This is a genomic window from Candidatus Nitrosopumilus sediminis (assembly GCF_000299395.1).
GTDB lineage: Archaea > Thermoproteota > Nitrososphaeria > Nitrososphaerales > Nitrosopumilaceae > Nitrosopumilus > Nitrosopumilus sediminis.
Genome location: NC_018656.1, coordinates 1,311,891 through 1,327,973 on the forward strand (window position 1 = coordinate 1,311,891; position 16,083 = coordinate 1,327,973).

A 16,083-nucleotide genomic window follows, 5' to 3' on the forward strand; every position below is an offset into this window, starting at 1 on the left:
ACATGATTTTATATTCAACAAGGATTCGTTTAGATCGATGGTCGGTGAAAACTTTGCAGGAAATATAATTATTAACTTGGCTAATTTGCCTGATTTTCTAAGAAATCCAATTTTAAAAAAAAGAATGATAGAATTCTTTTCATTATCAGAACCTGAAAAAATGGAAGTTATCAACAATGCATTAGAAGCAGGTCCTACAATTCCTTTTCCTAACTTTTCAAAACTTTTCAAAACATGGCTTAAAATTTTAACAACATTGACTGAAGAACAACGAGAAGGACTTTTTTCAGCTTATATCACAGAGGTTGCACGATCACCACAAAAACTAATCGCTTTCAACATTGATGGAATATTAGAGATATTTTTAACATTAGAAGAAAATGACAGAGAAATTCTTGCAAACACAATTAAAAAAATAATTAATAATTTGGATGAAAATTCAAAAAGACGAATTATGATAGTTGTGCCAGAAAATGCTAAAAAACATTTGAAGTTTTAGGCATTTGTAGGTTCATCAGGTTTTCGGTTATCTTCATTGGTGTAATCAATTACTTCGCCTTCAGGAGACAAAACACCTACAAAGATTTTCTCATGTTTTTTCAATAATTTTCTATGATCTAGCATAGACATGTCTAATTTCATCTCATTCATTACCATAATTTGGTATTCTTTCCATTCAGCCCAACATTTGTTACACGTAGGGTATTTTGCAGCGACAACTCCTAGTTCTTCGCTATCAGGAATAGAATTCTTACATTTGGTACAAATGCGACTCATATAGAAATTATGAATAATGAACTCCTTTTATCTTTTTTTGAATCTAAAACAATAATAATTATCAATGAACTATGGGAGTATGAAGATAAAATGCCCAAAATGTAAAGAAGATGCAGATTTAGCAATGGACTATTCAGTTGTAAAATGTGGCTCTTGCGATTTGGATATGAGTTATGGGGAATACGTAAAATTTGTGGCTCATAATGAATCAAAATATTCAGACATTTTAGGAGATTATGCAAGTAGTACAGAAGGCCATACTTCAGGATCATTAGATGAATGGGATTAACAAAATAGTGTAATCATTCATCAGATTAAAATAATTAGTTGAACAGATTTCTATTCATCATTGGAATTTTTATTAGAAAATATTCTTAATTTGGTAGGGTTTTTGGTTGGACTTGCAATAGGAATAATGTCATATATTGGATTTAGAAACACCGGAAGTCCAACATTATTTCGACTAACCATCGCATTTTTTTCAATCAGTTTAGGATTTTTTGTCATATGGACTGGTTACATGGTAGAGGATTTCTTCATGAAATCAGGAAATGTTGAAAGATGGATTCTGACTTTAGGAATTGCAATACAAACTGTAGGGTATTTTTTTATTGCATTTTCACATAGCATAAAATCATTTTTTCCAAAATCCAGTTATTTTAGATCAGTGGGGATATTTCCTTTATTCTTAGTATCTTCTGTTCAGTTAGAACACATTTTCAGATCTGTTTCGTTTATCTTGTTAGCATACGGTGCTATTGAAACAATGCTGTCATACTTAGAAAATAAGAACAAGGGGGCAATTTCAGTTTCTATAGGTTTGGGTCTTTTAGCATTGGGAGAATTTTTGGGATGGTATTCATTTGTATTCCCAGAATCAATCCTTTATTCGGCATCAATGATTATCAAAATAGGTGGATTGATAGCACTATTCATTCCAGTTAGCAAAGTGCCTTTGACCAAGATAAAATTTGATGAGGATTTCGGAGAGTAAGGCATCAGGCTCAAAATTTAGAGAATTTGAAAATTTGTCAAATTCTTTTGTCTTTTTAGTATATTGGAAAATATCAGCCCCCTCTCATAGAAATTAAAATAATAATTCATAGAGAAAATGGCAGAATATAGAACACATATGAAAATAATTGGAGATATCTTGGCAACAACAAGAGATGATTTGCAAGATGAGGATGGAGCATCAGTCACATATCTAATTAGAAAAGCAAACATTTCACATTCTAGAATTTCAACAATATTGAAGACTTTGGTATCACAGGGCCTATTAGAAAAAGTAGATAATCAAGGATCAAATAAATACAAAATAAGCGAAAATGGAAGAGAGTTCTTACAAGCATATTATGCATTTACAAATTTTGCAGACAATTTTGGATTAAGTATCTGATCAGTTACTTCATCAGGTTCATCTAAATTATCATCAAAATCATCTTCAAAATCAGTATCCTCATAATCAGTTGACGACATATCTCTCAAATTAAATCATGAACTGTTAAAAACGTATTCAAAAGTAAATGATAATTAAAGAAAAAATTCCATAGAATGTATTGAAAGTAAATTGTGATAAAGAAGGAATAAGAACAGCTTCTCAAATAATCACCAAAGGAGGAATTGCAGTATTTCCTACAGATACGGTTTATGGAATAGGCTGTGATCCGTATAATAAAACATCAGTAGAAAAAATCTATGAAATTAAATCTAGAGATATTACAAAATCTCTTCCAGTTTTAACACATTCAAAAGAAACAGCTAAAAAGATTGCTCAGTTTAATACGATTACAGAAAAAATTGCTGATAAATTTTGGCCAGGACCACTAACAATGATTTTAAAAGTTACAGATGATAAAATTAAGGAATCATTAAACTTGAAAGATAAAATTGCAATTAGAGTTCCTAATCAAAAATGTACGTTAGAATTATTACAAAAATGTAATTTTCTTGTTGGAACTAGTGCAAATGTTTCAGGGAATTCATCACATACAAACCCAAAAGACTGCTTGCAGAGTTTAGAAGGATATGATGTGTTTGTTGATGGAGGGATAATTTCAGGGAAAGGTGAATCAACAATAATAGAAATTGAAAATAGCAAGATCAAAATTATCCGGGAAGGTTCTTTAAACAAAGAAGAAATTTTACAGGTATGAATCTAATAGTTACATGCCCTAGGCACCTAGAGCCAGAAACTGAGGAGGAATTAATGAGTATTTTAGGAGAATTTGGAGATTCAGACGTTAAGGTTTCAATCACAAATATGTCAGGAATTTTAACAGCAGAAACACAACTTGATCCTATAGAGGTTGTAAAAAAAATCAAAGATATGCTTCTTGATGAACCATGGAGTGTCAGATACTGTAAAAGAATCATACCAATACAGAAAGTCATCGAATCAAACATTGATGAAATAGAAAAAAGTGTAGTAGAATTATCTAGTCAAATTTTGGAAGACGAAACATACAGAATATCAATTGAGAAAAGAAATTCAGATTTGTCAAGTAAAGAAATAATCACAAAAATTGCAGATAAAATCAAAAATAAAGTATCTCTGGAATTTCCAGATAAAATTTTATTAGTAGAAATTTTGGGGAATGAGACAGGAGTTTCTGTACTGAAAAAATCAGATATCCTAAGTACTGAAAAAACTAAACGAAGTATGTCAGAATAATACTGCAGCTTTCTCGACTAAAATATCAGCTAATGGATTTTTTGAATAAATTGAATCAATGTGTTTTTTTGTTATTTTGAAGTGTTTTTTGAGATGGCCTTCATTGTTTTTTGAGAATAAATTTACAGAAATTGGGGTTAATTCACGATATAAATAATTTAGAGTTTTTTTATTTCCTATAGATATTAAAATGAAATTAGATTTTGGTCTAATTCCAACATTTTTTATTGCATCAGAGATTTGAGTAGTTAAAGCAAATCTCATTAGAATATCAGTTTCAATTTTATTTGAAAGCAAAACATTATTTTTTTTAGATTCAATAGACAATGAAATAATTTTTTTTAAATGATATGAATCCAAAATGAAATCACAAGATACAGCTTGAAGTAAAAGTTTAGGGTATTTTTCTCTAAGATGATCAATAAATTTTACATCGATTGATTTTTGGCCTTTAATTTCTATGATCTGTATTTGTTTTTTAGAGTATTCAAAAGTAAATTTTTTTAATGTACCACCATGTATGATTGGAATTATGCTAATAACATCATTGTCTTTAATTTTTGTTGATTTTCCATCCATTGCAGAAGAGTCAGCACCATTGATTGCGATTAATACATTGTCTGTATCAAGTTCAGGTGCATCTTTAGGTTTTAGTTCTGGTAGTAAATTGATTAATTCTTGAATAGTGATACCAGATTTGTCAATTTTCAAATATTCTGCAGGAAAAGATTTTTTTGCTCCACCTACAAATTTTACAGTAAACATATCTATCTAATTTAGAACGTAGAAATAATATTTAATTTATTATTCAGTTGATTCTTCTACAATCTCTGAAGGTGTTTCTTCAGAAGTTGCTTCAACATTCTCAGGAGTATCAACAACTTCGGTTGTTTCTTCAATTACAGCATCTTCAGTAGTTTCTATTTCAGATGGTTCTGCGACTTGTTGTTCAGCTTTTGAAGCTGCAATACGTGCTTGCTTAGATTTTTCTTCACGAACCTCTTTTTTGATAAATTTTGTAATATATCCTGCAATCTCATTTTTCAATCCTTTAGAACGAACTATGGAAATTTGATCTAATACTTTTTTGTTTCCAGCAAAATCTTCACCAAATTTGGATTTGTGTCCATCTAGAACTTCATATGAAAGTCGCTTTATTCTATCCACTAAATGTCAAAATGCAGGGGGGTATTTTATACCTATATTCCAAGAAATGAATTTGAATTCTTTTCAAGCAATAAAGTCATCTCATCGAAGGATTTGCCTAAAATTTTTGAAGCACAGAAAATCACACTTGGAATGAAGCTAATTTGCCCGGATTTCATTTCAAAGCACCTTGAAAACCTTACAGGTCCATCAGTTTCAACAAGGATTTGAGATTCATCAGTTTTAGACAATAATGTTTGCTTATCATTTGCATAAATCATCACAGGCCCATATGATACAAAAAAACCCATATCCATGGCTCTTTGAAGTTGTTTTTTGCTTCCATCAAACCAATGAAGCAACGCATGTTTTGTATTGTATGATGTCATAATTTGGAAGACATCATCTAGGCTTTTTCTAGAGTGAATTGAAACAGGTTTGTGGAATTTTTCAGCAAGTGACAGCAGTGTTTCAAATACTTGATTCTGTTTTTTTGTATCATCACTTTGATTAGCATATGTTGGGTCTAATCCAATTTCACCTATTCCTGATATATGATTATAATTATCCTCAATCAATTTTGAAATATTTTCAATTCCTTCATTTGCACATTCTGGATGAATTCCAATGAAAGGCAATACCAAGTCACTTTTTTTTGCAAGTTCTAGAGTTTGTAATGAATTATCATAATCCATGGACACACAACATGCTTTGATTTTCAAACATTCCATTTGTTTTAATGTAAATTCCATATCAGAAACATATGCATGATCAGATAAATGGATGTGAGAATCAAAATACCAAGTCATTTCTTTACCAATTGTTAAAAGAGTCTGTATAAATCGATTCCTTAGTGATATTTTTTCACTCATTATCTTTTTTCGGAAAAAACTAAAACAAAGTTCATGAAATCATCTGAATTAGGATTATCTGCAATGTATAGAATTCTCAAGAAAGCAGGGGCAGAAAGAGTCAGCGATGAATCAGCAGACGAGTTAAGAAGAATTATTGAACAGATAGCAGATAGTATTGCTAAAAGTGCAGTAGATATGGCCACTCATGCTAGCAGAAAGACTGTGAAAGGTGAGGATGTAAAGTTGGCTTCAAAGCCATTTAACAAATTCTAATCTAAAGAGTTTAATTATTCACTTTATGTTTTTTAAAACGGTACTCTGGCAGAACGGTTATGCGTGAGCCTGCAAAGCTTATACAAGGGGGTTCGACTCCCTCGGGTACCTTATTCTACTATAACCTGACCTTTCATCCAAGGATGAAGAGTACAAAAATAATCATATGTGCCAATTTCATCAAAATTAAGAGTGTAAGATTCAAACGGATCTAAATGCCCACTATCGAATAATTCTGTTGGCTCACCGTAAAAACCTGAAGTGACACTATGAAATGCTGAATCTTGATTTACCCATGTAACTTGTTTTCCAGAATCAATTACAATAACAGATGGAATGTAACATCTATCAATTTCTTCGCAACCAGGACGAGAGACTTTTGTAGGCATAATGACATCACCTTCTACAATCAATTCTGGCTCTTGGGAGGTTGTTTCAACAGATTGGTTAGAAAAGATCAATCCAATCATTACCAGAAATATAACAGTAATAGTTCCAATAGTTGTTAATTTTTTTATCAAATCACATTACATCCTTAACAGAGTTATTACATAATTACCAAATTCTCTAAATATATAACATATTAGAAGACGCAAATGTCTCAAAATGGAAATGGGTTACTAGAATACATACCAGGTTCACATACATTATTAGTTCAAAAAAATTCCAGTCAGCCCTTAGAAGGGTTTACAGAAAATATTCGAGAAAGTATTCAAGAATATGCTGAAAATTCAAAAAGTGAAGTAGAAAAAGGCAATAATTTTCTTCAGTGGATTTTAACAAGAGTTTTTGAGGCTACAGAAGATGATGCAGCAGATGCAATTGTTGATGGAGCAAATGATCTAGGGATTGATGCATATCTCCCAGTAGATTTTTCAGACAATACGATTAGACTATTTCAATCAAAATATGGAACATCCCATTCATTAGAAGCAATAGCGAAATTCAAAGAAGATGCCAAGAGGTTGCTTGCAAAAGATGTTGTAAAAATGAGACCCGAGCTTGCACAGCTTGTTACAAAAATTAAAGAAAAAAATCTCAAAATAAAATGTTGTTATGTAACAGATCAAGAAGTAGACTACCATGATGATATAGTAGAAATCATAGATCAAAAAGTAATAATTCAAAAATTATGGGATAGAATAAAAAAACCTGCAGAAGGGAAAAAATCATCAATAAAATTAGAGCGAATGTTAAGACACGAGAATACAATTTTAGGGATTTTAAAGTTACGTGAGCTAACTGAATTTGTAAGTAAGAATAGAGATTATGTTTTTGAATCAAATATCAGACAATGGATGCAATTTAAGACTACAGTTAACAAGGGGTTAAGAGAAACATTACAGAGCAACCCAGGTAAATTTTTCTTTTACAATAACGGGATAACTATTGTTGTTAGTGATTTTTCCGAATTGGGAGAAAACATAATTGAACTTCATGCACCACAAATTGTTAATGGTGCACAAACATCAAACTCTATTCTTGATCATTCAAAGAGAACAAAGAACATGGATGGTTCAATGACCGTAACAATAATCAAAGCAGATGATGAACAAGAACAAAACAATATTACAAAATATAGAAATTCTCAAAATTCGGTTAGAGGAAAAGATTTAGTTTCATTAATGGATTTTCATAAATCGATTAAATCTCAATTGAAAAGTTGTGGTTATTTTTATGAGATTCAAGCAGGTTCTTTTGATACAAAAACTAAATCAAAACAATCTGAATATGATGGAGATTCAATATACAATAATTATCTTCCAGACAATCACAAGAAAGTTATTGTTGCTAAAGATGCAATACAATCACTAGTTGCAGGAATTGAACAAAGACCAACTGAAGCATATAGTTCACCAGCACAATTTCTTCCAAGAGGAAGCAAGTATGACGATGTATTCAATGACAATCTAAAGGATGATTACAGAATTTTACTATACCCATATCTTGTAAAAGAATTTGCAAAAAAATCATTGAAATATGGGAAACAAGGAGGTCATAAAACAAAAAGATACGCCACATTGTTTTTTGTTGCAGTTTATTTTAGAATTCTTCATAAAAAAATTCTTGAATCAAAGGGAGACTTTAAAGGAGACGTGAGAAAATTAGAGCCCATATTTCGCAGTTTCAAACTAAATTCTAGAATTTTAAAGATAACAGATGTGGTTGTGACTAAATTTCTTGAAGACACCGTTGTTGATGATGAAATAGAATTAGCAAATACCAAACACAATTTCTTCTCTCAGCATGTTTGGAATGATTCAATGCTTAGAGTAATTGATAAGAAAATTAGACAGGAAGAGGATGAGATTTTAGCATTGAAAAAACTTGTAACCAGTTTATTTTAATTTCAAAGGTAGTAGTCCAACCAAGTAAAAATCTTGCAGGAGGTTTACATTGGTCAGACTGCCTACCTAAATTCAGTATAAACCAGTAATATTTAACATAATTTTTCTAAGCATGATCTATTCTAGAATGTTTTTTATATCGATTAAAAAGAGCTAAAGCACTTTGGGTAAGAAAGAGAAATGTGTCATTTGTAGTGAAATTGTAGGATTTCGTTTTAAGGCAATGGAAGAATGGGGAATAGAGGGCACATTATGTGGTAAATGTTATTCGAAAAAAATTGATGAACATTATCCTGGTGATCATGTTAGAGTAAACAAACATTTAGATTAATTTTGTTTTGTTTTTGAAAATTTATTTGCATTAATACAATTCCAGACAAGGGGATCAGTTTTCATATCTTTTTCTTCTAAAAATTTAATGTCAGTTATTGTTTTTTTCTTTTTTAGTAGATTTACCTGAAAACTAGAGAATTTTTTGCAAGAACATTTGTTAAAGAGACAAACATCTCCATCGCCCTCATCATGATCTTGAGCTTCATGACTGCATTGACATACTGCATCTTTCTTTACATCGCCAAGGGCTTTTTTTGCATATACTCCTAATCTAAGATATGCTTCTCCACCATGACCTTTTTTGAATCGTTCATAGTTTTCAGACTTGGGCAGTTCTTTGAAAAAAGATAGATTCGTATCAGGTTTCTGTGAGTCTGCGCCCATGATGAACCAATATTTGTCATCGATCTCAAAAAAGCGTATTTTGATAGATGGATCCACCCAGGGATGAATAGTATCATGCCAAAGTGAGGCTGCCTCTTTTCGTTCAGTAAATAATGGAACAACATTCATTCTTAGATCATAATATCGGTAAGCGACACCTACAAAGTCATCAAACCATGGAATAGATGATTGTGAAGACATTGCACGAAAATCAGGTTAGAGCTTATTTATCTGATCTGAATTAATGGTAATACCCTTATATCATGGTTGCACGATTAGTTACGTATGGCTTCCTATAGAACCAGTATGCAAATTGTCGCAGACTTACTAACTGCCACTCAACAGTCTGGCCAAGAAGGCATCAAAACAACATCACTTCTTACAAAGGCAAATTTATCACATTCAAGATTATCAAAATTCTTGGAAAATTTGACGGGTGCTGGTCTCATCAACAAAATAGAATTTGATGGTAAGAATACTTTTGTAATCACTTCAAAAGGTAGACAATACTTGGACTCTTACGTAAACTTTTCAAGTATTGCAGAATCATTTGGATTAGAACTCTAAATTTATTTTCTAGATCTTCGTTTTGCATTAGCTGCTTGTCGTTCTTTTCTTTCTTTGTAAGAGCTATAAAGAACAATGATAATTATTCCTGCTATTGCAGCCCACATTAACGGAAATAGGGGAGGATCTCGAAGATCTCCAGTAGAAGGTTCAAAAAATGCTATTGGGATTGTTACAACCATAAAAATCAAAATCACTAGCAAATATTTGTCCATGAATAGATTGTTTTACAAAACCATATATCTTTTTGATTTAAGAAGATGAGCAGATAGAAAAATGGCTAAAATGTTGGAAATACTTGGATTAGTTCTCATAGCAATAATGTCATTGGGGTTTATGGGATTATTACAACCAACTATTGAAGCTGGATTATCACCATTATTCTGGGGTTGTGCGGGAGCAACACTTATGATAATCATTTATAGAAAAATGAAAAACAAGAAAGAAGCAAAAGAGAGTTAGAATTTTTAGAATTTGTCAGTGTTTGATCAATTATCAATCAACCGACAGATCTATAAAGGACAATTTCAGGTAAAGTATGAGGGGAGTATATGACAGATCAAACAAAACAATGGTGGGAAGGTTTAGGAAAAGAACTAGAAACAGACATTGAAACCTTCGATGAATCAAACTAACAATTATCTAAAAATTTTTAAAAATTTAACAGAGCCTTGAACGGGGTACGAACCCGCGACCTAACGCTTACGAGTGGCTCTTTTCATTTCATGAAAATGGCAGTGGCTCCTCTTCGAGGGACACTCGCGTGTTCTATACCCTAATGGCTGAGGCTGTCAAGGATTTGAATTGGGAGGATTATAGGGAATGGCTATTCAACAACAAAAGCCAACTTAATGCAAAATACACATTCAAGGATTCAAAAAAATATCATCACCTTGCATTCAGTGATGAACTAGTATCAATGAAACCCTCAAGAAAGAGGCAGGACATTCTAAAAGGAATTTCAAACATTACAAGGTATCTGGATATCAAAAAAGACACTGACTTTCACGAGTTGTGGCTCAAGTGGCTAAAGAAAAAAGAAATCAGATGGAGAATGAATCCAAAGACCGACACGTATCTTTTGGCTAATCAGATTAGAATGGAGGATGTTTTGAAAAATATTAGAGGCCTCCCAGAAAAATACAAGATATTTGCCACATTTGTTTTGGTTTCAGGATTAAGAACTAGTGAAGCAATTGAGGCATTCAACAATCATGATAAAATTTGTCGTGAAGGAGTAATGGAATTATTCTGGGACAGAGGAACAAAGAAGGCAAATGCAGTATATTGTCATCCTATCTTACATGATAAAATGAAATACAAAACTAGTGCCTCAAGAGTAACTAAAAACCTCCATTCCAAGTATTTGGGATGTGAGGTAAGATATCTCAGAAAATTAAACTATACTTTTAATGCTACTAAGATAGACCCTCTCCTAGCAGAATTTATGCAAGGTAGAAGAGGTAATGTTTCCCAAAGACATTATTTTCTACCTATGATGAGCAATCATAGAAGAAAATGGAAATCAGTGTGGTTAAAGGTTCTAAAAGACCTTGTTTAGATTTGAAGTAATTTTCTGGACAATCGTTCAATAGGGGTTATAGACATGACACAAAACATCTGTTTAGAAATTTTAAAAAAATTACATAACTGAATAAATGCATACATTCATATTAGGTATTCACGTATATTATTAGTAATTTTGAATACTATTTCTACAGAGCAAAAATATATTTGTAAAAAATGTCCTTCTAACAATTGTGATGATTGTGGGCCTTGGGAAGATACGAATTCTGAAACTTTTAAAAGAATAAAACAAATACACAAAGATCATCCAGGTTGGCAACAAGGAGATTTAGAATCTGATTCTTTTGATTCTGCAATTGATTATGTATCAAAAAGCGTAACTGATGCAGAAAAAATTGCAAATAAAAAAAATATTCAACGAGAAAAAGAAATCGGTTCTCCAATAAAGCAAATTGAACACTATCTTAATTCAATTGTAAAAGATGATAAAAAATTGGTAAAAAAATTGTTGCGGGTTAGTCTTTCAGCATATACCAGAGATCCATTAAATCTAGGAATCATGGCACCAACATCAGAAGGGAAAACATATGCTACAGTACAAGTAACAAATCTCTTTCCTAAAGATGATGTAATATTTGTTGGAAGAATGTCACCTACTGCTTTGATTCATCAAAAAGGAATTCTTGTAGATAAGAATGGAGTACAGGTTGACTATAGAATTAGAAAGATTGATGAAGAAATTAAAAATAATCCAGTAAAAAAAGGGGAATTAAAAAAGGAAAAAGATGAAATTCTCAAAGGAGCTAAAAACCTAGTTGATCTTACAGGAAAAATCCTAGTTTTTGTAGAGCCCCCAGACATCAAATTATGGGATATTATCAAACCAATCTTATCTCATGACAAAAATGAATTAGAGTTTAGAACCACACAATCTGATGGTTCTCTGATAGTCAAAGAAACTATAATCAGGGGGTTTCCAGCCGTGATTTTCTGTTCTGCCAAGAATGAGAAAAAGGATAGAATTTGGGATGAAATTGAGACTAGATTTGATATTAGTAGCCCCAACACATCAGTTGAAAAATACAAACAGGCAAATCGGTTTACTGCATTAAAAATGGGCACACCATCACTTGCCAAAGGAATGATTTCAAATGTAGAAGATGAAAAGTTTGCCAGATATCATATTCGTAGAATTAAGGATAGTATGATAAAATTAACTAAAAATAACAAAAATCCTGTTTGGAATTCATTTAATGGAATTATTGGGGAAATTTTTCCAAGTAATGATGGCATATCAATGAGAAATTTGCAGAGACTCATGTCATACGCAAATGTTGAATCGTTGATTAATTCAGATAGAAATCCCAAAATTCAGTTTAAGAGTGGAGACGAATATGAGCAGATTGTTGTAACTACAATTGATGATATTGATTCTGTTGTAGACATTATTGGTGATGTTAGTGAAATCCCCCCAGATAAAATCAATTTTTTTAATGATGTATTTGTTCCAGCTTTGAAAGAAACAGTAGATGAATGGGTGACAACCGATGTTTTATCCGAAAAATACATGCAAGTATATCACAAAGATACAACTCCAAAAAAGATTCTAGAGACATATGTGAAGCCATTGGATGAGGATTATGGAATTCTAGAATCAAAAATCAATCCAGATAATAAAAAACAGTATTTGTACAGGGTTTCGATCAAGCCAAATGTAAATTCGTATAGCTATATTCCAGAGGCAATAATCGAAGAATCGAAGAATCATCCCTCATTCGTAAAAGAAGGAATAGAAGAATTAGAAGAATTTTCGAATGAAGAGTTAGAATTTGATAGTGTGCTTGATAAAGAAGGGGGTCCTCTATCAAAAGATAAACTACAAGAAATTATAACAGAAAGAGAAATTCAATCGAAAGTTTTTGAAAAAACAGAAGAATAACCTCATTCCTGACTAGACATATTCGATTAGTCGATAAGACATTTTCGAATCCATTATTGTCACAGATTAGTATACTTTGTTCCTTAATTGAACATGAAAAACTAAGGATTTACACAAAAAATGAATGGCAGAAATATAATGCGTATGGCCAGATTTGAGATTTATAATTCTCTGATTTTACAGGTTTCCTTTAGAAATACCCACAACAGTGTAACTAGGCACATTTTGTTCTATTTTTAGGCATAAAATTCCCAATTCAGACATTCTTCGCAATGTTGCAGCAATTTGCATATCTGATGATTTTTTTGCAAGCCATGGAACAATTTTTGTTTCTTCATCATCTTCCATTTCATCTTTGTATTTAATTTCAAAATTTTCTAATGAATCTTTGTCGTATAGATTAGCCAAGTAGATTCTTTTTTGCTCTTCAAGAATATCTTGAGCTTCTCCTGCAGTCAACACAGTTCCAGATTCAAGAGAAAGTATAGATTGTACAATTTTTTCTTCTAAAGGGAAAAGAGGTAAAACATTTTCTAAAATGAAATCAACCTCCTCTTTAGAAAAAATATTTTCTACAGTTTTTTGAATTGTATCAGATTGTATGTTATCAATAACAGGATTTTGTAATGAAGCAAATTTTCTTCCATTACTACTCAATGTAATTTTTTTAGAATCTTCTGAAACTAAAAGTAATCCCATTTCAAAACAAGCTCCGGTAAACACTTTTTTGTTATCTTTTTTACCGAATTTTCCTAAGAATTGATCAGCAAATCTTTTTCTGCCAGAATTATATCTAGCAATCAACCAATCTTCTTTATCTTGTTTACGTTTTATTTTTTTCAATGAACGTTTGCCATGTCTTTGAAGAAGTTTTTCTTTTGATACTGGGAATCCGACTGCCAGATTTAGTTCATTATTTTTTACATGAACATGTTGAAGTGTTTCACCAATTGGAATTGCAAAGTCTGAAATATCATCTTTAAACTGTTCCAAATCAATCCATTTCGAATCTCCTTGGGAAATTTGTCGTAATAATTCAAAAACGATAACTTTTACAGGAAAAAATCTATTTTGAAAAACCCATATCAAACCTGCAGAAGATGGCCCATATAGAACTCCCGGTGGAGATATAGGTAATTTACCATCAATGCTGACATCTATTTGTTCAAAAATTCTGTTGAGTTTTTTTGAAACTTGTTCGAAATCAATTTTTTCTAATTTTTTTGTAACTGATTCATCAAGATTAATCTCAGAATCTATGAGCTCGGTTGAACGTCTGTTCCCCTGAGACAAATATTCTTCCAGTTCATTGTTGATTGCCATTCTAATAAAATCATGTTCGTTTTCAAAATGGCCATCCTCAATGAGTTTTTTGATTTTTTGATGAACGTTTGATTCAAGGTTCAATCTGACAAGCATTTACAATCATTCTGTATTTGATATAACTAATAAACTGTAATAAAGCGATCAGAATAAGTGGTTTATTCAATAAAACGGTGGGTATAAATAATAGTATGTATATCACTTTATTGAATAAAGTGTTACAAATGAACAAACAAACTGATAAAAACATAGGATTGATTCCAGATACAAATTGGATCATCAATATTGTTGAGAATCAGGGTCCACTAAGCAGAACTATCAACAAATTCCGTAAATCAAAATTAAAAATCATTATTCCAAAATTTGTCTTACATGAAACAAAAAAGATCAGAGGATATTCAGAGTTAGAGACAATTAACAAATTACAGAGTTGCCTACCTGGAAAGATCAATGTTGTAACAATCAATCAGGACGTTATGGAATCTGCAAAAGAATTAGAAGAGAAATACGCTAGACTCCATTTTCCAGATTCAATCATTCTTGCTTATGGACGAATGTGTGCATATACTATTTTGAGTTATGATCATGGATTGTTAGATTCAGCAATTAAAGAAGGGGTCCAAACTTTTACTCCAAAAAAAGGAGGGTTGGGATAATGCCTCCATATTATTTTGACATTGAAACAACCGGATTGGATACTCAAAATGATCAAATAATCACAATTCAGTATCAAAAAATCGGTTTGGCATCTGGAAGAGTAGAAGGACCATTAATCATTTTAAAATCCTGGAAAGATCCTAAAGGAGAGAAGGGAATAATTGAAAAGATCATTCCGTTAATCATGTCATCAAACCCTTTTGCATTTGTTCCAATTGGAAATAATCTAAATTTTGAATTCAATTTTCTATCAAATAAAATCAATCAGTATAAAGATTTAGAAATTAATCCAGTCTATTTTCATAATCGACCTCATATCGACCTAAAGCCAATAATGGTATTACTCAATGGTGGAAGATTCAAAGGGTATCATCAAATTCTCAACAAGGCCAATTCAGGTGCAATGGTACCAGAATGGTACAGAAACAATGAATTTGAAAAGATCATAGAATATATTTTAGATGAAACATTATGTTTTACATCATTTTACACAAAACTAAATCATTTGATGTTCAATGAGGAACTAAAACAAATTACTTTCAAACCAAACAAGAGGATTGATGATTTTGTCTAAACAGGACTATAGTTACATCAAAAAGAAGAATATTTTGAGAATTCCTTTTTCACAAATGCGTGAAATTATCAAATCTGAGGCTAAAATTGAGCAAATTATAGCAAAAAATGCTGCAAAATACTCAAGGAGGGATTATTATGAATAACAAAAGTCACAGGTTTACTTTTCATCGTAATATCATCAAGGGAAAGCTAGCTGAAACTATTGCCAAACAAGATTACAAAGAACATGGATTTGAAATTAAAGAAACAGGAATAGGGAGTGATTTCATAGTTAGAAAGAAAAGAAATGGGACAACCTATGAAGAATATGTAGATGTAAAATCAGGAAATGCAAAACTAACAAAAAAACAAAAGATCACTCGTGGTTTACTCAAAAAAAACAATATCAGTTATTCTATTTACAGGGTAACAGATGAACATTTAAAATTTCAAATTTGCAATAATCCTGAATTACAGCAACTATGTTTTCAGATGGGCTTTGACATATCTCAGTTTGCAGGAATTTTTCTAATCGAAGATCCTACTAATTGTCCTAATTGCAAATTAGGAGCAACAGGTATGCAAAATATCTTGACACGATTTGGACTCAGAAACATGGGTGACGGAACAGTTAGAGTTCAGTCATGGTGTAGAAATTGCAGGGATTTTTCCAGGAGAGGCATAAAATGAGATGCAAGTTGTGTAGTGTACCACATAGAAATACTT

At 31.6% G+C, this 16,083-nt stretch carries 26 protein-coding genes; 17 read left to right on the forward strand and 9 right to left on the reverse strand.

Annotation, left to right across the window (positions count from 1 at the left end; translation table 11 throughout):
• Window positions 1–37: 37 nt before the first annotated feature.
• Window positions 38–499: a hypothetical protein gene (locus tag NSED_RS07830; RefSeq protein WP_014965722.1), complete on the forward strand. Its 462-nt coding sequence runs from the start codon at window positions 38–40 to the stop codon at window positions 497–499.
• Here NSED_RS07830 and NSED_RS07835 read toward each other — a convergent pair.
• Window positions 496–777: a Fe(2+)-trafficking protein gene (locus NSED_RS07835; protein WP_014965723.1), complete on the reverse strand. Its 282-nt coding sequence runs from the start codon at window positions 775–777 to the stop codon at window positions 496–498. The two genes, NSED_RS07830 and NSED_RS07835, sit on opposite strands and share 4 nt — an antisense overlap.
• A 79-nt stretch (window positions 778–856) precedes the next feature.
• On the opposite strand from NSED_RS07835, the gene NSED_RS07840 reads away from it, so the two are divergent.
• From NSED_RS07840 to NSED_RS07850, 3 genes are all read left to right on the forward strand, one after another.
• Window positions 857–1,066 carry a hypothetical protein gene (locus tag NSED_RS07840; RefSeq protein ID WP_014965724.1) on the forward strand — a complete coding sequence of 70 codons (210 nt, stop codon included), beginning with the start codon at window positions 857–859 and terminating at the stop codon, window positions 1,064–1,066.
• Window positions 1,067–1,126: 60 nt separating this feature from the next.
• Window positions 1,127–1,771 (forward strand): hypothetical protein, encoded by a 645-nt coding sequence (locus NSED_RS07845; protein ID WP_014965725.1) that lies wholly within the window; start codon window positions 1,127–1,129, stop codon window positions 1,769–1,771.
• Window positions 1,772–1,888: 117 nt separating this feature from the next.
• Complete coding sequence (locus tag NSED_RS07850; RefSeq protein WP_014965726.1) at window positions 1,889–2,176, forward strand: winged helix-turn-helix domain-containing protein; 288 nt, start codon at window positions 1,889–1,891, stop codon at window positions 2,174–2,176.
• On the opposite strand, the gene NSED_RS11015 is transcribed toward NSED_RS07850, so the two are convergent.
• Window positions 2,131–2,256, reverse strand: coding sequence for a hypothetical protein (locus tag NSED_RS11015; RefSeq protein ID WP_016940214.1), 126 nt, complete (start codon window positions 2,254–2,256; stop codon window positions 2,131–2,133). The two genes, NSED_RS07850 and NSED_RS11015, sit on opposite strands and share 46 nt — an antisense overlap.
• An 80-nt stretch (window positions 2,257–2,336) precedes the next feature.
• Between NSED_RS11015 and NSED_RS07855 the strand changes: the two genes are divergently transcribed.
• Together NSED_RS07855 and NSED_RS07860 are read left to right on the forward strand one after the other, a co-directional pair.
• Window positions 2,337–2,933 carry an L-threonylcarbamoyladenylate synthase gene (locus NSED_RS07855; protein ID WP_014965727.1) on the forward strand — a complete coding sequence of 199 codons (597 nt, stop codon included), beginning with the start codon at window positions 2,337–2,339 and terminating at the stop codon, window positions 2,931–2,933.
• Entirely contained in the window at window positions 2,930–3,451 is a 522-nt protein-coding gene (locus tag NSED_RS07860) for a THUMP domain-containing protein (protein WP_014965728.1), read from the forward strand. Before NSED_RS07855 ends, NSED_RS07860 begins: the two co-directional genes overlap by 4 nt.
• Here NSED_RS07860 and cgi121 read toward each other — a convergent pair.
• From cgi121 to NSED_RS07875, 3 genes are read right to left on the reverse strand one after another with little or no spacing between them, the layout of a single operon-like run.
• On the reverse strand, window positions 3,443–4,216 hold the full coding sequence (gene cgi121, locus NSED_RS07865; protein ID WP_014965729.1) for a KEOPS complex subunit Cgi121: 774 nt from the start codon (window positions 4,214–4,216) through the stop codon (window positions 3,443–3,445). The two genes, NSED_RS07860 and cgi121, sit on opposite strands and share 9 nt — an antisense overlap.
• Window positions 4,217–4,255: 39 nt before the next feature.
• Window positions 4,256–4,618, reverse strand: coding sequence for a hypothetical protein (locus NSED_RS07870; protein WP_014965730.1), 363 nt, complete (start codon window positions 4,616–4,618; stop codon window positions 4,256–4,258).
• Between the two features lie 32 nt (window positions 4,619–4,650).
• On the reverse strand, window positions 4,651–5,469 hold the full coding sequence (locus NSED_RS07875) for a TatD family hydrolase (RefSeq protein ID WP_014965731.1): 819 nt from the start codon (window positions 5,467–5,469) through the stop codon (window positions 4,651–4,653).
• A gap of 33 nt (window positions 5,470–5,502) precedes the next feature.
• Here NSED_RS07875 and NSED_RS07880 point away from each other — a divergent pair, with 33 nt between their 5' ends.
• Window positions 5,503–5,724, forward strand: a complete 222-nt coding sequence (locus NSED_RS07880) for a histone family protein (protein WP_014965732.1) — start codon at window positions 5,503–5,505, stop codon at window positions 5,722–5,724.
• Between the two features lie 110 nt (window positions 5,725–5,834).
• On the opposite strand, the gene NSED_RS07885 is transcribed toward NSED_RS07880, so the two are convergent.
• The gene (locus tag NSED_RS07885) at window positions 5,835–6,245 is read right to left on the reverse strand and encodes a cupredoxin domain-containing protein (RefSeq protein ID WP_014965733.1); all 411 of its coding nucleotides are present in this window, start codon (window positions 6,243–6,245) and stop codon (window positions 5,835–5,837) included.
• Between the two features lie 75 nt (window positions 6,246–6,320).
• Here NSED_RS07885 and NSED_RS07890 point away from each other — a divergent pair, with 75 nt between their 5' ends.
• On the forward strand, window positions 6,321–8,072 hold the full coding sequence (locus tag NSED_RS07890) for an AIPR family protein (RefSeq protein ID WP_014965734.1): 1,752 nt from the start codon (window positions 6,321–6,323) through the stop codon (window positions 8,070–8,072).
• Between the two features lie 163 nt (window positions 8,073–8,235).
• The gene (locus tag NSED_RS10595; RefSeq protein ID WP_014965735.1) at window positions 8,236–8,403 is read left to right on the forward strand and encodes a hypothetical protein; all 168 of its coding nucleotides are present in this window, start codon (window positions 8,236–8,238) and stop codon (window positions 8,401–8,403) included.
• On the opposite strand, the gene NSED_RS07895 is transcribed toward NSED_RS10595, so the two are convergent.
• Complete coding sequence (locus NSED_RS07895) at window positions 8,400–8,990, reverse strand: hypothetical protein (protein WP_014965736.1); 591 nt, start codon at window positions 8,988–8,990, stop codon at window positions 8,400–8,402. The two genes, NSED_RS10595 and NSED_RS07895, sit on opposite strands and share 4 nt — an antisense overlap.
• A gap of 105 nt (window positions 8,991–9,095) precedes the next feature.
• On the opposite strand from NSED_RS07895, the gene NSED_RS07900 reads away from it, so the two are divergent.
• Window positions 9,096–9,356, forward strand: a complete 261-nt coding sequence (locus NSED_RS07900) for a winged helix-turn-helix domain-containing protein (RefSeq protein WP_014965737.1) — start codon at window positions 9,096–9,098, stop codon at window positions 9,354–9,356.
• Between the two features lie 2 nt (window positions 9,357–9,358).
• Here NSED_RS07900 and NSED_RS07905 read toward each other — a convergent pair whose 3' ends face one another.
• Window positions 9,359–9,571, reverse strand: coding sequence for a hypothetical protein (locus tag NSED_RS07905; protein WP_014965738.1), 213 nt, complete (start codon window positions 9,569–9,571; stop codon window positions 9,359–9,361).
• A gap of 61 nt (window positions 9,572–9,632) precedes the next feature.
• On the opposite strand from NSED_RS07905, the gene NSED_RS07910 reads away from it, so the two are divergent.
• From NSED_RS07910 to NSED_RS07920, 3 genes are all read left to right on the forward strand, one after another.
• Window positions 9,633–9,818: a hypothetical protein gene (locus NSED_RS07910; RefSeq protein WP_014965739.1), complete on the forward strand. Its 186-nt coding sequence runs from the start codon at window positions 9,633–9,635 to the stop codon at window positions 9,816–9,818.
• A 301-nt stretch (window positions 9,819–10,119) separates the two neighbouring features.
• Complete coding sequence (locus NSED_RS07915; RefSeq protein WP_016940213.1) at window positions 10,120–10,917, forward strand: integrase; 798 nt, start codon at window positions 10,120–10,122, stop codon at window positions 10,915–10,917.
• Window positions 10,918–11,058: 141 nt separating this feature from the next.
• Complete coding sequence (locus tag NSED_RS07920; protein WP_014965741.1) at window positions 11,059–12,822, forward strand: hypothetical protein; 1,764 nt, start codon at window positions 11,059–11,061, stop codon at window positions 12,820–12,822.
• 177 nt (window positions 12,823–12,999) lie between these two features.
• Here the strand turns inward: NSED_RS07920 and NSED_RS07925 are convergent, their stop codons facing one another.
• On the reverse strand, window positions 13,000–14,241 hold the full coding sequence (locus NSED_RS07925) for a hypothetical protein (RefSeq protein ID WP_014965742.1): 1,242 nt from the start codon (window positions 14,239–14,241) through the stop codon (window positions 13,000–13,002).
• A 128-nt stretch (window positions 14,242–14,369) separates the two neighbouring features.
• On the opposite strand from NSED_RS07925, the gene NSED_RS07930 reads away from it, so the two are divergent.
• Genes NSED_RS07930 through NSED_RS07940 form a run of 4 tightly spaced genes read left to right on the forward strand, consistent with a single transcriptional unit; the run spans window position 14,370 to window position 16,047 of the window.
• The gene (locus tag NSED_RS07930; RefSeq protein ID WP_014965743.1) at window positions 14,370–14,801 is read left to right on the forward strand and encodes a PIN domain-containing protein; all 432 of its coding nucleotides are present in this window, start codon (window positions 14,370–14,372) and stop codon (window positions 14,799–14,801) included.
• Window positions 14,801–15,376: a ribonuclease H-like domain-containing protein gene (locus NSED_RS07935; RefSeq protein WP_014965744.1), complete on the forward strand. Its 576-nt coding sequence runs from the start codon at window positions 14,801–14,803 to the stop codon at window positions 15,374–15,376. The genes NSED_RS07930 and NSED_RS07935 overlap by 1 nt, the downstream gene beginning before the upstream one ends.
• Window positions 15,363–15,521, forward strand: coding sequence for a hypothetical protein (locus NSED_RS10350; protein WP_016940212.1), 159 nt, complete (start codon window positions 15,363–15,365; stop codon window positions 15,519–15,521). Before NSED_RS07935 ends, NSED_RS10350 begins: the two co-directional genes overlap by 14 nt.
• Window positions 15,514–16,047, forward strand: coding sequence for a hypothetical protein (locus NSED_RS07940; protein WP_014965745.1), 534 nt, complete (start codon window positions 15,514–15,516; stop codon window positions 16,045–16,047). Before NSED_RS10350 ends, NSED_RS07940 begins: the two co-directional genes overlap by 8 nt.
• Window positions 16,048–16,083 lie beyond the last annotated feature (36 nt).

What these genes read in the sequence shown, in the direction of transcription:
- NSED_RS07875 (WP_014965731.1), bottom strand. Translation starts at nt 5,469, where the DNA reads ATGAGTGAAAAAATATCACTAAGGAATCGATTTATACAGACTCTTTTA.
- NSED_RS11015 (WP_016940214.1), bottom strand. Translation starts at nt 2,256, where the DNA reads ATGTCGTCAACTGATTATGAGGATACTGATTTTGAAGATGATTTTGAT.
- NSED_RS10350 (WP_016940212.1), top strand. Translation starts at nt 15,363, where the DNA reads ATGATTTTGTCTAAACAGGACTATAGTTACATCAAAAAGAAGAATATT.
- NSED_RS07830 (WP_014965722.1), top strand. Translation starts at nt 38, where the DNA reads ATGGTCGGTGAAAACTTTGCAGGAAATATAATTATTAACTTGGCTAAT.
- NSED_RS07925 (WP_014965742.1), bottom strand. Translation starts at nt 14,241, where the DNA reads ATGCTTGTCAGATTGAACCTTGAATCAAACGTTCATCAAAAAATCAAA.
- NSED_RS07890 (WP_014965734.1), top strand. Translation starts at nt 6,321, where the DNA reads ATGTCTCAAAATGGAAATGGGTTACTAGAATACATACCAGGTTCACAT.
- NSED_RS07850 (WP_014965726.1), top strand. Translation starts at nt 1,889, where the DNA reads ATGGCAGAATATAGAACACATATGAAAATAATTGGAGATATCTTGGCA.
- NSED_RS07905 (WP_014965738.1), bottom strand. Translation starts at nt 9,571, where the DNA reads ATGGACAAATATTTGCTAGTGATTTTGATTTTTATGGTTGTAACAATC.
- NSED_RS07880 (WP_014965732.1), top strand. Translation starts at nt 5,503, where the DNA reads ATGAAATCATCTGAATTAGGATTATCTGCAATGTATAGAATTCTCAAG.
- NSED_RS07940 (WP_014965745.1), top strand. Translation starts at nt 15,514, where the DNA reads ATGAATAACAAAAGTCACAGGTTTACTTTTCATCGTAATATCATCAAG.
- NSED_RS07910 (WP_014965739.1), top strand. Translation starts at nt 9,633, where the DNA reads ATGGCTAAAATGTTGGAAATACTTGGATTAGTTCTCATAGCAATAATG.
- NSED_RS07935 (WP_014965744.1), top strand. Translation starts at nt 14,801, where the DNA reads ATGCCTCCATATTATTTTGACATTGAAACAACCGGATTGGATACTCAA.
- NSED_RS07895 (WP_014965736.1), bottom strand. Translation starts at nt 8,990, where the DNA reads ATGTCTTCACAATCATCTATTCCATGGTTTGATGACTTTGTAGGTGTC.
- NSED_RS07900 (WP_014965737.1), top strand. Translation starts at nt 9,096, where the DNA reads ATGCAAATTGTCGCAGACTTACTAACTGCCACTCAACAGTCTGGCCAA.
- NSED_RS07840 (WP_014965724.1), top strand. Translation starts at nt 857, where the DNA reads ATGAAGATAAAATGCCCAAAATGTAAAGAAGATGCAGATTTAGCAATG.
- cgi121 (WP_014965729.1), bottom strand. Translation starts at nt 4,216, where the DNA reads ATGTTTACTGTAAAATTTGTAGGTGGAGCAAAAAAATCTTTTCCTGCA.
- NSED_RS07860 (WP_014965728.1), top strand. Translation starts at nt 2,930, where the DNA reads ATGAATCTAATAGTTACATGCCCTAGGCACCTAGAGCCAGAAACTGAG.
- NSED_RS07930 (WP_014965743.1), top strand. Translation starts at nt 14,370, where the DNA reads ATGAACAAACAAACTGATAAAAACATAGGATTGATTCCAGATACAAAT.
- NSED_RS07835 (WP_014965723.1), bottom strand. Translation starts at nt 777, where the DNA reads ATGAGTCGCATTTGTACCAAATGTAAGAATTCTATTCCTGATAGCGAA.